Here is a 16,132-nt window from a genome sequence, read left to right on the forward strand (position 1 = left end):
TCTTTTTTAAAGACTATATCTAAAACATCTAACTTAAAACTATAAAATAAAACAAATGAAAATAACCATAAAAAAATTAAAAGGTTTTGTTTTCTGCGTATTTAATGTTCTCGCTATTAATATTGGTGTAGCTCAAAATACTCCATTAAAAAGTGTAGCAGCACAAGAAGATTCGCAACAAATAACAAATAATGATGAATTTCTAAAAACACCATTTGGAGTTTTTAACATTACGCAAACAACTGGTGCTATCTTTAGAATTTCTGGTGATGAATTAAGAAAATCAGGTGGTGATAATTTAATGAACTCATTAAGAGGAAAAGTACCTGGATTAAGAATTATTAGAACTAGTAACACCCCAGGAAATGGTGGGTATTCATATACCCTAAATGGTGGTACTCCTAACGTATTAATCGATGGTCAACCTAGAGGTTTACAAGTTGATTTAAGAGATATAGAGGAAGTAATAGTACTTAACGATGCTACTTTTAACTCTTTGTTAGGAAATTTAGGTGATAATGGACTTATTTACGTAATAACAAAAGGTAATAAACCTAGTAAACCAGTAATTGAAGTTAATTATCAAAATTCTTATAACACACCTTCACACTTGCCTAATTTATTATCGGCTGCAGAGTATGCAACTGTAGTAAACCAAGCGGCAAATAATGATGGATTAGCTAATATATATAGCCCAGAAGCTATTGAAGCATACAGAAATGGTTCAGACCCAATTAATTTTCCAAATATAGATTCTCAAGAAACATTTTTAGAAGACTTTACTCCGTCTAATTATTTATCTCTTAACTTATACGGTGGAAAAGAAGAACTTACATACAGTGCTTTTCTAGGTTATTCAGACTGGAAAGGATTAGAAAAAATTGGAGCAATTGATGGTCGAAACATTACTTTTAGAACTAAAATTAATACAAAAATTAATGATATTTTAAAAGCTCATGCTAGTGTTTATGGTAGATTTGGACTTAACGACAGACCTGTAATTGGACCTAACGATACATTTAGTTGGATAACAAACACACCAGCAAATGCTTTCCCTTTAAAGGTTGGAGACTCTGCTTATGTTGTTAATAATCAATATAAAACTAATTTATTATCAGAATTAGAAAATGGAGGAACAAGAACAGATTATACTTCTAATATGATTTTTGATTTGGGTATGGATTTCGATTTTGGAAAATTTATTGAAGGCCTTTCCTATAGTACATACATTATGATGAAAACTTATAATGCACACTCTTTAGTTACTAATAATACTCCTGCTTTATACACCCTAGAGAACTTTCAAGATATTACAGGGCAAGATTCTTTAGCTTTAAAAGTAAAAACAAATAAATATTTAGACCTATCTGTTGGAAGAACAGGAGGTGCAATTCAAAGAGATTTTGCTTATGGAGGTAATTTTAGCTACATCAAAAAATTTGATGAAAGTGTCTTAAATTTAAATTTAAATCACCTTTTATATTATCAACCAAATACTAATTCTAGTCAAACAGATAAACGTAACATAACATTAAACTTAAATGGTGCGTACGCTCTAAAAGATAAATATATTTTATATGCCAATCTAAACTCTAGTAGTAGTTCAAGATTTCTTGATGAAAATAAAACTAAATATTACCCTACTGTTGGTGCAGCTTGGGTAGCATCAAATGAAGACTTTTTAAAAGATAATGATGTAATAGATTACTTAAAACTTAGAACATCATATGGTATAGTAGGAACCGAATATGGTTTTGAAACTCTTTTATATTTAGATACTTGGAGTGGTGGTAGAAACAATGGTACTACTTTTCTTGGTACAACAGGAAACCCATCACAAGATGAGCTAGGATATAGATTAAGTACAACAGGTAATGAAGCTATTGATTGGGTTGAATACAATCAATTATTTGCTGGTATAGAATTACAACTGCTTAAAAAATTACGATTAGATTTTAATTACTTTGATATTGAAGTTAACAATCAAGTTGTAAAAGCAAGTCAACTTTATGCAAGTGCCTTAGGAAATGACGTGTATTTACCTCAGCTAAACTACAAACAAAGTAGAAATAAAGGCTTTAACTCTAGTGTAACTTTTAACAACAACACAAATGCTTTAAAGTATTATATAAGTGCAAATGTTGGACACTATAAATCTATAGGACAAAAAATAGCTGAAGTTCAATATCCAGACCAATACAGATTAAAAGAAGGTAAAGCCCAAGATCTAATTACAGGTTATGTAAGTGATGGACTTTTTACAGCAGAAAATATTGGTAATGCACTACCTCAATTTGGAGACGTACAAATTGGAGATATTAAATATGTTGACCTAAACGGTGATAATATAATTGATACTAGAGATCAAAAAGCTATTGGTAACAGCACTCCAAGATATAATTATGGTATTAGTGTTGGATTTGAATACCAAAATTTCAATCTAGATATTGCAGGTATGGGTGTTGCAGGATATGATATTAATTTAAACTCATATTCATACTACAAACATAGCGGTTTAGGCAACTATTATGGAAGTGTAAATAATGATTTACCTAATGGAAATGCAAACCCAAGATTAAGTACTTTAACTAGTATTAATAATTACAAAAACTCTGATTATTGGATATTAGATAGAAGCTTTTTTAAAATTGCAAACTTAGAATTAGGGTATGCAATGCCAGAAACATTAATCTCGAACACTCCATTATCTAACGTAAAAATATTTTTAAGAGGTAGTAATTTGGCAGTATTTAGTAAAATGAAAGATTTAGATCCAGAAGACCCAAGTGCTGGTTTTTCTGAATACCCTATGATGAAAACTTTCTCTTTAGGTACTACTATTAATTTTTAATAAGTTAAAACATAAAAAAAATGAAATTAACTAAAAACATATTAATAATTATTACAATAATGCTTTGCATTACAGGATGTAATGATTTTTTAGAAGATACACTTCAATACACATCAGAAGAAGAAGTTATAACCTCTGGATTACGATCTAGAGGTATTATTGAAGATATTTACACGGATTACTCTTTTAGATATTTTACTGATTTTTCAGTTGAGTACCTAACAGATAATGGGGTTTTAAATTCTTCAGAAACAAATTATGCAAATAACAATTGGGGAGCAGCTGAAAGTCACCCTTACAATTATGTTTGGCAACAATCTTATAATAATATTAGACAAATTTATCAATATATAGATTTGGTTCATGACGCAGGATTACCTTATTTACCATCTGAAGCAAGCGAACCTTTTAGCGATAAAATTGTTGCTAGATATTATGGAGAAGCACATTTCTTAAAAGCTTGGGCCGAATGGGAATTGTTAAAAATATATGGTGGACCATCTGCAGATGGAACTATGCTTGGTTTTCCAATTGTAAATGGAACTTTAGAAAATGAAGAATATGCTACATTAAGTAGAAATACTTATGATGAATGTGTAGACCAAATTATGGCAGATTTAGATGTTGCTATTGAAAATCTTCCACTTATATATTCAGGAAGTGAAAATGACAACCCTGGATATAGCGACCTTGAAACAGGTAGAGCAAGTGGTTTAGCTGCTTATGCTTTAAAAGCTAAAGTAGCCCTATTTGCTGCAAGTCCTGCTTTTAACCCATCAAATGATAACTCTAAATGGGTATTAGCAGCGGAATATGCACATGAAGTAATTGAACAAAATGGTGGTTTAAAATCTTTACAACCTTTTAACAATAGTAGAGAAGACAACCCAGACCAAATTTGGAGAATGCGTAATTCTAGAAATAACAATTCACTAGAAAAACGCTTATATCCTCCAACTTTATACGGACAAGGGGAAGTAAATCCTTCACAAAACTTGGTAGATGCATTTCCAGATTCAAACGGATACCCTATAAGCAATGCTTCAAGTTTATATGACCCAGCAACACCTTATAGCTCTAGAGATAGTAGATTTTATAAATTTATATTTTATAACGGAGACCAATGCTTTCAATCTGAAAATTGTACAAATTACAATGCTTTAGAAATGTTTGAAGGAGGTTTAGATAATTTTGGAGGGTTTATTCCTAACGAAGGTACAAGAACAGGGTATTATTTAAAGAAATATTTAAACAACCTAAATTTTGACCCATCAGCAGTTAATGCTACAACTACACTACCAAAAGTGTATGTTCAATTAGGTTTAACAGATATTTACTTAAGTTATGCTGAAGCTGTTTATAATGCATACGGACAAGCAGAAACTGCTCCTCCAGGTTTAAATTATTCTGCAAAAGAAGTTATCGCTGAGATTAGAAAAAGAGCTGGTTTTACATCAGATCCATATTTAGATGAAGCTGCCGCTGATGCAAATCTTTTTGAAAATTTAATAAAAAATGAAAGACGTTTAGAATTATGTTTTACAGGTGAAAGATTTCACGATTTAAGAAGATGGAAAGATATTGTAAATATAGAAAACGTTAATGGTGTTAAAATCACTAAAAACGAAGATGAAACTTTTTCTTATGACAATATACAAGTGGAAGCAAGAGGTTATGGAAATAAAAACTATTATTTACCTTTACCTTATGATGAACTAATTATAAACACAAATTTGAAACAAAACCAAGGATGGTAAAAAAATTAAACATAAAGATTATGAAAAATAACAAATTAAAATCTATTTCCAAATTATTGGTATTGGTTATAATTGGACTTAGTATTGTATCGTGTTATGATGATTTTGTTGAAGACGAATTTGAATTTACTTCAGTTTACTTACCAAAACCAACAATTGACCGTACTTTTATAATGGGTGAAGGAATGCAAATTGGAGTTGGCGTTGTACTAGGTGGAAGACTTTCTAATTCTGAAAATGTAGAAGTAACATTTTCGTTAAATGATGCACTTGTAACAGATCAAGGTCGCACTGTTTTACCTTCAAATTATTATAGCCTTGTAGATAGTGAAGGAAACCCTGCAAATAATAAAATAATTATTCCATCAGGTAAAACTCAAGGGTTTGTTTATGTTAAAGCAGATTCTATTAGCTTTCTTAATGACGCATTATCTCTTGGAAATAATTATGCTTTAGGGTTTGAATTAGAAAATGTAGTAAAAGCAGATTCTATTTTAACAGATTACAAAACATCCATGATTACCTTTACCTATATCAATCAATTATATGGTAACTACGTTCAAAAAGGACAATTTGTAAAAAATGATGGAACAACACAAGAAACTATTGAATATCCAGGTGAAATTACAGATGCCTTAGAATTAACTATGGTTTCTCCAAATACTTTGTCTTATGACGGTCTCACGGACTTAAGAGGAGCTGATAAAAAGCTATATATTACTATAGCCGATGACAACTCAATAAGCATAAGCACAGCAGAAGGTGGTGTTCCTGTTATAGACGACGGTGGGTCATCTTATAATCCAGAAACACGTGAGGTTAAACTAAACTATTCTTTCGAATTTAATGGCGTTAGTTATAAAGCTAATGATATTCTTGAATTTAGAAACAGAATTGTAGATGGAGTAAATCAGTACGATTTATAAAATTACAAAACCTAAAATACAGAAAGCCTCTCATAAACAATATATGAGAGGCTTTTTTAGTTTAATAAAAACAACTTACCTCTACGGAAATCCGTAACATTAAAATATTTAATTATTGTATTTTTCGAGTAATTATATACTCTATAAAAATAGAGAACTTAAATCTTGGTGGATTAATATGTAAATATTCAGACGAACCTAAAAAATAACATAATACACTTTAGAGCAAGAAAAGTCTCTAATTTGAATACTAAATGAATAAAAAACAAATGTTAATAATTGGTAAAAAAAATACTATATCATGTACTAATTAGGTTACAATAATTCTAACAAATCTATAAAAAAGAAGAAAATATAGGATGACAACAAAACTGTTTCTAAACGATAAATTTATACTTCTATTAATTCTTATAAATGCCGTAACAATATTTCTAAGTGGGTTTGAAATGTCTTTAGACAATAGGTTTACACTAACCTTAACAGATAATCTAATAACAGTTCTTTTCATTACCGAGTTAATCGTAAAATTTAAAGAATTTGGAATAAAAGGTTATTTTAATTCTAATTGGAGAAAATTTGATTTTATTTTAATTGCATTATCAATTCCTTCATTAATTGCCTTTATTGGAAATTTAGAAATTACAAATTTAAGTTTCTTACTTGTATTTAGAGTTATGAGAATTTTTAAATCATTTAGATTTTTAAAATTTATCCCAGGAATAGAACATTTAATAAAAGGTATTAACAGAGCTTTAAAAGCATCTATTTTCGTTTTTATTGGATTTATAATTTACATATTCATAATTAGCATCTTATCCTTCTATCTTTTTAAAGGAGTTTCACCTGAACATTTTGGAAACCCGTTAAATTCTCTTTATACTACGTTCAAAATTTTTACAGTTGAAGGGTGGTACGAAATTCCAGACTTAATAACCCATAACTTAACACCTACAACATCCTTTTTTACATATTTGTATTTTATTTTTGTTGTAATCTCGGGAGGTATCTTTGGTTTATCTCTTGTTAATTCAATTTTTGTAGATGCTATGGTTAGTGATAATAACGATACACTTGAAATTAAAATTGATTTATTAGAAAAAAAAATTGATAATTTACTTTATAAAAACAAAAGACTATGAAATTAGAAAAAATATTAGATAATGTAAACTCACTTGAAAAGAACTCATTCCTAAAAATCATTGATAATATAATTTCAAATCATCCGAGTAATTACAAAGAAATTGATAAAATACTATCAGACAATAACAATAACTTAAAAACTATTGATAATATAAATATTGCTAAAGTATTTAACCTAATTACTAATGAATTTACAGAAGTAATAAAACAAGAATTTGTGAATACAACTTCTCAACTTGATATTCTAATCGATATTATTATCAGAGATGGACATAATCTTATTAAAGAAGATTGGTTTACAAATCTCTACGAAAAAGAAATTAAAGGCATTAAAAAGAAAACAACTGAATTAATTAAAAAACTTAATAATGATAAATCAGATATTGACATTCAAAGAAAACGTGATTATTTAGTTTATAAAGCCTGTGTAAATACAGCATATTTTAATGATAATGTTTGTAATAGAGATACAAAAATAACAAATGATGAATTATCTATTTTATTAACTTTATCAAATGAACTTGAGCTATCACAAGAAGAAATTAAGTTAATAAATTACATTGTTATCCCTCCTACTAAATTACAAATTGAGCAAGTTATCAGCGACTTAAAATCGGTAGGTTTAATTTTTTACTCCAAAAAAAATAGACAAGTTTATGTCGCTGACGAAATTGTTAGGGTTTTAAGAAAAATTCGTAAAAAACAAGTTGCAGACAAATTTTATCGCAGATTTTTAAAACAATTAAGAGAGCCTCAAATTAATCTTGTCTGTAGAAATCACAACATAGATATTAAATTACCTCTTAATGAAAAAATTAAAAATATTATCAACGAAGGTATTTCATTTTCAAAATTACTCTCAAATGAGCTTCATAAAGAAGGAACTTCATTAACTGATAAGAAAAAATTTGTCAATGAAGTTTGGAGTAAAGGATTTGAAATCTCAGGTAATTTAAAAGGGACTACTATAGATGAAAAAATAAGTAATTTAATTGCATACTTCGATGAAATTGAAAAAGATGAAAAAGTTGGAATTTCAATAGACGGGTATAGCCAATTACTTTCTGATCTAAACGAGACTTTCCCTAGTCTTAATAAGATTATTCGAGCAGAATTTGAAATGCAAGATGAATTTGTATTAAAAAGTGAATATTTATTAGATTTCAATATTAAACCTAGAGATATACTCGATATAATAGAGAAAAAAGAACTTCTTGTTTTTTGTGAAAAATACAACTTAAAAAAACGAGGAAATCCTATTTTAAACATCCTCGATGGTTATAAAGATGCAGATAATTTATTTATCGAAAATTATGAAAATATAGGGTTTAGAAACTTAAACGCATTAAAAGATAACGGAATAAGCTTAAAAGAAGCAGAATTAGGAATAAAATTCGAAGACATTACAAAAACAATATTTGAAAAACTTGGATTTAATGTTGATGAAGATTTAAAAAAGAAACTTAATACTAAAAAGAATAAAATTGACCTTGTTTTAAATTTAGGAGACAATGGATTAATAATTATTGAGTGTAAAACTGTTAAGGAAAGCGGTTACAATAAATTTAGTTCAGTGACACGACAAATGAAATCATACATTGATTTAGCAACTGGAAACGGACATAATGTTGTGAAATCATTATTAGTTGCACCAGATTTCAGTGATGAGTTTGTAAACGATTGTGATGTTGATTTTGAGTTAAATTTATCATTAATAACAGCTTCTTCTCTATTAAGAATACTTGAAGCTTTTAAAAATTCAAAGCATAAACAATTTCCATATCAACTTTTAATGAAAGATGTTTTAATTAAGGAAGATAGAATAATTAAAGCTATAAATAAAAGGTAGTTGGTGAGAAAAAATTCTAAAACAATTGACTCTATCAATTTTAATTGGCTTCTTGATAATATAATTACAGTCAATTAAAAAGAACTTAAATAAAACACAAACTAAAAGTAAAAAATCTTAAGCACTATTTTAATTGATGCGATAATATTTAAATAAAGTAGTATTATAAAATAGACACTTCCGAGCAACATCTATTATAATCTGCAACAAAACATCGAAAATGTTTGCGCTTTTATTATAAACAAAGAAAATGCTTCAATTTTTAATTAAATAGAAAAAATTTGGTTAAAATTAAGTTGCAGTTTAAAAATTGGAGTTGGGTAAAATATTTTACTGTTTAAAATCAGTTTTCAAAACTACAAAACATTATAAAAAACGTGTTTTTGGTAATTATACGGAAGAATTCACCTAATAAAAGCACATTTATTAAATGCTTTATTAGTCGTAACTCTGTTAATTTTGGCTTCAATAATTTGATTTTTAAAGTAATCTTTATCAGGAATTTTACCTTGAATAACTTCTATAGTTGTTAATCCATATAAATCAGTAGGATATCTTTGATAATTATAATAATGAACAAAATTTTGTAAGCTCCCGAGATGATTTTTAATTGTTCTCGACACTTCACCTCTTAAAAATTCTGTTTTATAAATGCTATGAGTACTTTCAGCCATGCTGTTAGATAATGGGAAATCATTGGTTCGTGCAGTAATCTTAAAAACAATAGGTGGCGCATTAAATTGATGTACCCCTTAACTAGTTAAATAGTGAGTTAAATACAGCTATATATAAGTATTTAAAAACAGAAACAGTACCATCGGCTAAAGTTATAACTGCGATTTCAATGATGCTATTTTTTAAAGCAACTCTCCTTACAAGGAAGTAGGGTTGTGATTTACACAAATTTATTATTCTGTACCTATTCTGTACCCATTGAAACAAAAAAAGCTTCTGATTTCTCAGAAGCCTAGTGTTTACTAGTAGCGGGGACTGGACTCGAACCTAAACTTTTAGGTTATTCTATATCAACACTTTACACTATCTCAAATTTGTAGGTATGCCTAAAAGTATGCCTTCAAGTAAACCTATACTAAAAGAATATGTTAAATGAACCTTGTATTAAACCTATATTCCCATAGGCTATAAACACTTTATCTCCTTTAATTTTACAAAAAATATCATAGTTAGTTTTTAAGTCTAGTTTTACTTTTTTATAAAATTGTTTATCTCTATTTTTAAAAACAAACAGCACACATTCAAGTATGTCTAGATTAAAAATAAGTTCAGTTTCATCTGGTAAATAATTCAGAAAAAACTTAAACTCATTTCCTATGTATTTATAGCTGTCATACCCATTAATTCTATCTGGTAGTATCTCCAATTCAAACTCCCAATTTTCATACTGCTCTCCTATTTGGAAAGGTAGTTTTGTATTTTCCATATCATTGGGTTTTAAGTATAAAAAAACCACCTGTATTGAAGTGGTTAGTTATAATATTCATTGTACTCTAATGAATAATAATTTGTTTTAAAAACCTCTATAAATTTATGTAGGTTTTCACATTCTGATTTATCTATCCTTATGTCTATTTTTTTATAAGGTTCTTTCTGTGTTGTTACTTGTATTGTACCATCAAAGTACAGATGTTTTCCCAGCTGTTCATTAGCTTTTACCCACTCAAATACAGCCTTTTTATTGTGTTTAATGCCCTCATAAGGAATTAAAACTTCTTCATACATTTCATCATCAAGCATTAATTTTAAAACCCTATCAAGCTTAAAATACAGCTCTATAAAAATACAGTCTTCCACTCTAGTTGGACAAGCACAAGGAAAGGGCTCCTCTCCTGTCATTAAGAATCTTTTCCACTTTCTACATTCAGTTAAACCAATAGCTTTCCTATAGTCATCTTCATACTTTATTAACCACCAATGTATGTGGTTAATATTGAGTGTGGAATCTAAATTAAGAAGTTCTTGTATGTAAGATATGTATGGCATTAGAAATCTAACAGAATTATTATTCTAAGTAACAGGTTTAATAGCTCCTTTTATCATTCTTATTAAAAATGAGACAATTGTGAAAAGACCAAAAAGTAATAGCACATTTAAAAAACCATAATCCCTTTCATAAACAATCCAAATAAAATGAATAATTAGACTAATTATACTACCCAATTTACTTAGTAAAAGACTCAATATTACACCTACAATAATAATAGAAACTTGCAAGACTACATATACTTTAAAAAAATCTTCTATACTGCTAATATCATTAACAATCCACGAGTTTTTTTCACTTAACAAACCAACTTCTGAACAACTAGTTAACAAAAGAAGAGGTATTATTGCTAAGGTTTTTGGTAATTTAAAAAGTTTAATCATAATTATTTTTATAAGTTTAATGTTTTATTTTTATACTAAAAAGGTAAATCATCTGGTTCATTTTCAATAAAAGTATTTCCTACTTCAATAGGTTCTACAATATCTTCACCTATTTTTTCAATAGCCCATCCTTGAATTGAATTAAAGTATTTAGCTTCACCTTCAGGATTAACCCACTCTCTACCTTTAAGGTTTATGGATATTTTTATTTCTTGACCTACTTCATATGCATCTAACAAATCACACTTATCCTGTATGAATTCTATTAGTAGTAATTGTGCGTACTGCTCATTAGTAATAACAACTAGTTCTCTTTTTCTAAAACCATTTGCTCCAAATGTTTTAGTATCATCTATTTTTTTTATTGTTCCTATTATTTGTTTTTCCATAGTTTTAAAATTTAATTACTCACACCATTCCATATCTTTTAGATAAACAATAAATTCTCTGCCTCTATCATCTATAAAAGATGCTATTCCATCATCTAAATATGCATATTCTTTATAATGTTTCTCATTAAGTTTACCTCCATTATCCCAATAAATATCTGTAACTCTATTATCTTTTACATTTACTTTCAATGTGTATGTAGAGTGTTTCTCTGTATCTGGGTTGTAATATTCTACTGTAGCACAATTTTCTCCATTTGAATAACCACTTGAAAAAATATAGTATAGAAAAAGTAAGGTAGTAGTAATATTTAAAGCTAAAGGTATTAAACCACTATTTTTTCTTTGTAAGTTAATAATAATATTAGGAATCACATTAACAATAAAAATGACACCTAATACAAAGTAGAGTATTGCTAAATACCATTTAACCTCATTAAACAAAACTATTAATGGTATTAATACTCCACATATAAAACTCCAAATTGTAAAAAATAAAGTATTATAAGCTTCAATATTATCAAATTCTCTTTCAGCCCTAACCATTGAACTCCTGTAAGTTCCAACTGCTAAAAAACCTACTATAATTATTACTAAACTAAAAATGTTCATATCTTATGAATTAATTATTAAACTTGTTTACTTTAAAAAGCCTTAGAAATAAAATCCTTAGCCATTTTTAATTGTTGCTCTTCTGATATTTTAGCAGGAATATTTATATATTTCTCTGAAAATGTATCTGTCCCCCCTAAAAGGAATGTATCATTAAAATTCAGATAAACTGAAGTTTTTCTATAAAAGATTTCAATATAATAATATAGCTCTGGAGAGTTATTTCTTACTAAAATATAATGTCTATTTGATTTTTTTAATAACCTAAATTCAGTATTCTTAAATAGTTGAATCCCCAATTCATCAACAAGAACCTTAAATTTAGTCCCAAATGGATTTTCTATTAAATAGTTGTTTTCAACAATTCTCTCAACTATAATGTAAACCACTATAAGTAAGATTATAATTATTATCAATTCCATAGTTTTTTGTATTTTAAAATTTATAAAAATGCCTTAAATGGCATTAACCCCTTCAAAGTTAAACACTTCTTTTGACTTTTCATATATGTAAAGTTTGGAAAAGTCAGAATTATTAAAACTTATTGGTAAAAGGATACAAGAAATTAGATTAAGTAAAGGCTTATCTCAAGTAGACCTAGTTGGTAAAGTTGAAGGTAAGATAGATACTACTAATATTTCTAGAATAGAATCTGGCAGAACCAATCCAACACTTTTTACTCTCTACAGAATCAGCCAAGCTCTTGAAGTTTCACTTTCTGAAATTGTTGATACAGAAACTACAATTTAGCTATTAGTCAATTCTGATGTATAAGCCCCTTAAACCTATTTCTATAGAATATCTACTGTATCTATAAAAACCAACTACTTATTTACTTATGTGATTAACACAATTTGGCTATAATATAATATCACAGATATTTTTTACTTCTAGAAAATAAATAAGTAAAGGTTAATAGTGTCACCTTTGCACTTACATAAACTTAAAAAAACCTTACACTTTGGTACACATACTATATAGCAGTAAAACCAAGTTGTAAGGTCTATATAAGTCCATTATCATTCATACTGTAGAAACTATCCTTTGAAATGATTAGATGGTCTAGTAAAGATAAATCTAGTGTCTTACAAGCTTCTTTTAGCTTACTTGTAATAGACATATCTGATGTACTAGCTGTTAAATTCCCACTAGGGTGATTATGTACTATTATAATGCTTGATGCATTACACTTTAAAGCAACACTTAGTACAATCTTAACATCTAAAATACTACCTGATACTCCACCTTTTGAAAGGTTATAAATACCTAGAACCATATTAGCTCTGTTCAACAAGAGTACTTTTATTTCCTCTTGAAATTCAATTATATCCTTATCCCAATGTTCAAGAACAACCTCATAAGCAGTTTCACTACTTACAATTTTAACTTGCTCTGAATTATTACTGGAATAGGAAACTTTAATTTCTGAAACTCTCATAATAAAAATAAATCCTTCCTGTTTTGTTCCACCACCTATACAGTGACTAAACAATTCTGGAAGGATTTTAAACTTTTAGATAGACATTTCATTTTCTAATACCCCATTTTCAAAAAACTTATGTTCTGAACCTAAAAGCTGTTGAATTGCTGATTCCTGTTTACTAGGAGTTGCAACTTCATTAGGATTGTAAGCATACCTATGTGACAGTATAATTACTTCTCCTGTTTCTTTTACAGTGTACTCATAAGGTTCACTTTCTACACGTGATATTCCTACAAAAAAGATTACATTTTTAAGCGGCTCGTTTAGTTTTGATATTTTTTAATATTATTTCCATTTCTAGAGGAGTTAAATAGTCTAAAGACTGATGTATTCTTTTAGTATTATACCAATGAATATAACTATCTATTTGACTATATGCCTGGATAAAGGTTTTGAATGATCTTCTGTAAATTAATTCGCATTTAATTGTTTTAAAAAATGATTCAGCTACTGCATTATCCCAACAATTACCTTTTCTACTCATACTTTGATTTATCTTTTTATTATGCCTAAAAATAGCAGTCATTTTACCTGACGCATATTGAACCCCTCTATCAGAATGAAAAATAAAATCATCTGAAATGGGTCTGTTTTTTCTAGCTCTTGCCCAGGCTTTATAAACTGTATTTTCTACAGTCATATCATTGCTTAAAGACCATCCAACAATCTTTCTATCAGCTAAATCTATCATAGTAGTTAAATAAATCCATTTGTCTTTACATCGAATGTAGGTAATATCAGAAACCCAAACCTTACCAAGTTCTTTTATGTTGAAATTCCTATTCAATATATTAGGACTGATGTTATAATTATGATTAGAATTCGTTGTAACTACATATTTTCTTTTAGATTGGCTTCTAATTCCCATTTGCTGCATAAGTCTTGAAATATACGATGGATGATAATGATATCCCGCTCTAGCTAAGGTTTTAGTGATTTTATAACTACCATATACTTTACGATTTGTTTTCCATATTTGATAAATTTTCGCTTTAAGTATTCTTGTTTTAGAGACTCTGATAATACTACTATTTCTTAGCCATTGATAATAAGAATTTCTACTAATTTTTAAAAGTTTACACATCTTCTCAACAGGATAGTTGGTACTGTGTTTATTTATAAACCTGTACTTTACCTGTCGTTCTTGGAGAAGATGCTCACCGCCTTTTTTAAGATATCCCTCTCCATCTCAGCATCTCTAAGACGCCTTTTCAATTCTCGAATCTCTTTTTCTTCTGGTGTTAAGCTCGGAGTTCCTGAACCTGTAAAAGATTCTCGGTTTGATAAATAGGATCTTTTCCAACTGCGTATACTTGCAGAATGGACACCATATTCTTTCCCCAAATCTTCTGCACTCTGACCTGAGAGCATTAATTCTACTAACATAATCTTAAATTCCTTGTCGTACCTTTTTGTTTTACTCATAATTCAAATATATTAATTTATGAGCCGTTTTAACTGTAACTATAAATGTAGGTATTCCAAAATTAAATTTGCAACCTATCAAAATATAGTATCCAAACTGAAAATTCATAGAGGTTAAGCACAAATAGATAGAATTAACATCAAGTTTTAAGGCTAACACGAAAATAGTTAAATTCTGTACCTATTCTGTACCCATAATTAAAAAAGCAGCTATATTTTCATATAACTGCTTGATAATCAAGTAGCGGGGACTGGACTCGAACCAGCGACCTTCGGGTTATGAGCCCGACGAGCTACCTACTGCTCTACCCCGCGATTTGGACTGCAAAGATACATCTTTTTTTAAAAAAACAAACACATTTTATAATTAAAAACTAATTTAGTTTTACCTTTGCAACTTAAACACTGAAAATGAAGCATAAAGCCGGTTTTGTAAATATTATAGGAAATCCAAATGTTGGAAAATCAACGTTAATGAATGCACTTGTGGGTGAAAAACTATCTATAATCACCTCAAAAGCACAAACAACTAGACATAGAATACTTGGAATTGTTAATGGTGACGATTTTCAAATCCTTTTTTCTGATACGCCAGGAATTATAAAACCAGCTTACGAATTACAAGAATCTATGATGGATTTTGTAAAATCTGCCTTTGAAGATGCCGATGTTTTAATTTATATGGTTGAAATTGGTGAAAAAGAATTGAAAGATGAAGCTTTTTTTAACAAAATAACAAACTCTAAAATACCTGTACTTTTATTAATCAATAAAATAGATACTTCTTCACAAGAACAAGTTGAAGAAAAATTATTATACTGGAAAGAAAAAGTACCAAATGCAGAAGTAACTTTAATTTCTGCTTTAGAAAAATTTAATGTAGAAGGCGTATTTAACAGAATTGTTGAATTATTACCTGAATCTCCTGCTTTTTACCCAAAAGATCAATTAACAGATAAGCCCGAACGCTTTTTTATCAACGAAGCTATTCGCGAAAAAATATTACTACACTATAAAAAAGAAATTCCGTATGCTGTTGAAGTAGAAACCGAAGAGTTTTTTGAAAGTGATAAAATTATTAAAATACGTTCTGTAATTATGGTAGAACGCGAAACGCAAAAAGGAATTATTATTGGCCATAAAGGCTCTGCTTTAAAACGTGTTGGAACTGAAGCTAGAAAAGATTTAGAGCAATTTTTTGGAAAGAAAATCCATCTAGAATTATATGTAAAAGTTAATAAAAACTGGAGAAGCGATAAACGACAATTAAAACGCTTTGGGTATAATGAGTAGAAAAAACTTATTTTAATCTTAC

At 28.5% G+C, this 16,132-nt stretch carries 16 protein-coding genes and 1 tRNA gene; 7 read left to right on the plus strand and 10 right to left on the minus strand.

Annotation, left to right across the window (positions count from 1 at the left end):
- The first annotated feature begins 55 nt into the window (after window positions 1-55).
- The 5 genes from MKD41_RS09705 to MKD41_RS09725 all read left to right on the plus strand — a co-directional run bounded on the left by MKD41_RS09705 (window position 56) and on the right by MKD41_RS09725 (window position 8,523).
- Window positions 56-2,851 (plus strand): SusC/RagA family TonB-linked outer membrane protein, encoded by a 2,796-nt coding sequence (locus MKD41_RS09705; protein WP_240242098.1) that lies wholly within the window; start codon window positions 56-58, stop codon window positions 2,849-2,851.
- A gap of 20 nt (window positions 2,852-2,871) precedes the next feature.
- Window positions 2,872-4,608, plus strand: a complete 1,737-nt coding sequence (locus tag MKD41_RS09710; RefSeq protein ID WP_240242099.1) for a RagB/SusD family nutrient uptake outer membrane protein — start codon at window positions 2,872-2,874, stop codon at window positions 4,606-4,608.
- 20 nt (window positions 4,609-4,628) lie between these two features.
- Entirely contained in the window at window positions 4,629-5,534 is a 906-nt protein-coding gene (locus tag MKD41_RS09715) for a DUF1735 domain-containing protein (protein ID WP_240242100.1), read from the plus strand.
- Window positions 5,535-5,893: 359 nt separating this feature from the next.
- Complete coding sequence (locus tag MKD41_RS09720; RefSeq protein WP_240242101.1) at window positions 5,894-6,673, plus strand: ion transporter; 780 nt, start codon at window positions 5,894-5,896, stop codon at window positions 6,671-6,673.
- Window positions 6,670-8,523 (plus strand): hypothetical protein, encoded by a 1,854-nt coding sequence (locus MKD41_RS09725; RefSeq protein WP_240242102.1) that lies wholly within the window; start codon window positions 6,670-6,672, stop codon window positions 8,521-8,523. The genes MKD41_RS09720 and MKD41_RS09725 overlap by 4 nt, the downstream gene beginning before the upstream one ends.
- A 404-nt stretch (window positions 8,524-8,927) precedes the next feature.
- On the opposite strand, the gene MKD41_RS09730 is transcribed toward MKD41_RS09725, so the two are convergent.
- From MKD41_RS09730 to MKD41_RS09760, 7 genes are all read right to left on the minus strand, one after another.
- Window positions 8,928-9,197: an IS3 family transposase gene (locus MKD41_RS09730; protein ID WP_240242103.1), complete on the minus strand. Its 270-nt coding sequence runs from the start codon at window positions 9,195-9,197 to the stop codon at window positions 8,928-8,930.
- A 416-nt stretch (window positions 9,198-9,613) separates the two neighbouring features.
- Entirely contained in the window at window positions 9,614-9,964 is a 351-nt protein-coding gene (locus tag MKD41_RS09735) for a hypothetical protein (RefSeq protein ID WP_240242104.1), read from the minus strand.
- A 44-nt stretch (window positions 9,965-10,008) separates the two neighbouring features.
- Window positions 10,009-10,524 (minus strand): hypothetical protein, encoded by a 516-nt coding sequence (locus MKD41_RS09740; protein WP_240242105.1) that lies wholly within the window; start codon window positions 10,522-10,524, stop codon window positions 10,009-10,011.
- A 24-nt stretch (window positions 10,525-10,548) separates the two neighbouring features.
- Entirely contained in the window at window positions 10,549-10,908 is a 360-nt protein-coding gene (locus tag MKD41_RS09745) for a hypothetical protein (protein ID WP_240242106.1), read from the minus strand.
- A 35-nt stretch (window positions 10,909-10,943) separates the two neighbouring features.
- Entirely contained in the window at window positions 10,944-11,297 is a 354-nt protein-coding gene (locus MKD41_RS09750) for a DUF3127 domain-containing protein (RefSeq protein ID WP_240242107.1), read from the minus strand.
- Between the two features lie 15 nt (window positions 11,298-11,312).
- Window positions 11,313-11,909 carry a hypothetical protein gene (locus MKD41_RS09755; protein WP_240242108.1) on the minus strand — a complete coding sequence of 199 codons (597 nt, stop codon included), beginning with the start codon at window positions 11,907-11,909 and terminating at the stop codon, window positions 11,313-11,315.
- 32 nt (window positions 11,910-11,941) lie between these two features.
- Window positions 11,942-12,331 (minus strand): hypothetical protein, encoded by a 390-nt coding sequence (locus MKD41_RS09760; protein ID WP_240242109.1) that lies wholly within the window; start codon window positions 12,329-12,331, stop codon window positions 11,942-11,944.
- Between the two features lie 94 nt (window positions 12,332-12,425).
- On the opposite strand from MKD41_RS09760, the gene MKD41_RS09765 reads away from it, so the two are divergent.
- Window positions 12,426-12,659: a helix-turn-helix domain-containing protein gene (locus MKD41_RS09765; RefSeq protein ID WP_240242110.1), complete on the plus strand. Its 234-nt coding sequence runs from the start codon at window positions 12,426-12,428 to the stop codon at window positions 12,657-12,659.
- Between the two features lie 253 nt (window positions 12,660-12,912).
- Here the strand turns inward: MKD41_RS09765 and MKD41_RS09770 are convergent, their stop codons facing one another.
- The 3 genes from MKD41_RS09770 to MKD41_RS09780 form a co-directional block, all read right to left on the minus strand.
- Entirely contained in the window at window positions 12,913-13,401 is a 489-nt protein-coding gene (locus MKD41_RS09770) for a JAB domain-containing protein (protein WP_371824260.1), read from the minus strand.
- Window positions 13,402-13,642: 241 nt separating this feature from the next.
- Window positions 13,643-14,817, minus strand: a protein-coding gene (locus tag MKD41_RS09775) for an IS3 family transposase (protein ID WP_240241930.1) whose coding sequence is annotated in 2 segments (ribosomal slippage) — window positions 13,643-14,568 and window positions 14,568-14,817 — 1,176 coding nt in all. Because the reading frame shifts where the segments join, the coding sequence is not laid out codon by codon here.
- Window positions 14,818-15,059: 242 nt separating this feature from the next.
- Window positions 15,060-15,132, minus strand: a tRNA-Met gene (locus tag MKD41_RS09780).
- Window positions 15,133-15,228: 96 nt separating this feature from the next.
- Between MKD41_RS09780 and era the strand changes: the two genes are divergently transcribed.
- On the plus strand, window positions 15,229-16,110 hold the full coding sequence (era, locus tag MKD41_RS09785) for a GTPase Era (RefSeq protein ID WP_240242111.1): 882 nt from the start codon (window positions 15,229-15,231) through the stop codon (window positions 16,108-16,110).
- The last annotated feature ends 22 nt before the right edge of the window (window positions 16,111-16,132 follow it).

The sequence above is a fragment of the Lutibacter sp. A64 genome, from assembly GCF_022429565.1.
In the GTDB taxonomy this organism is placed as follows: Bacteria; Bacteroidota; Bacteroidia; order Flavobacteriales; family Flavobacteriaceae; genus Lutibacter.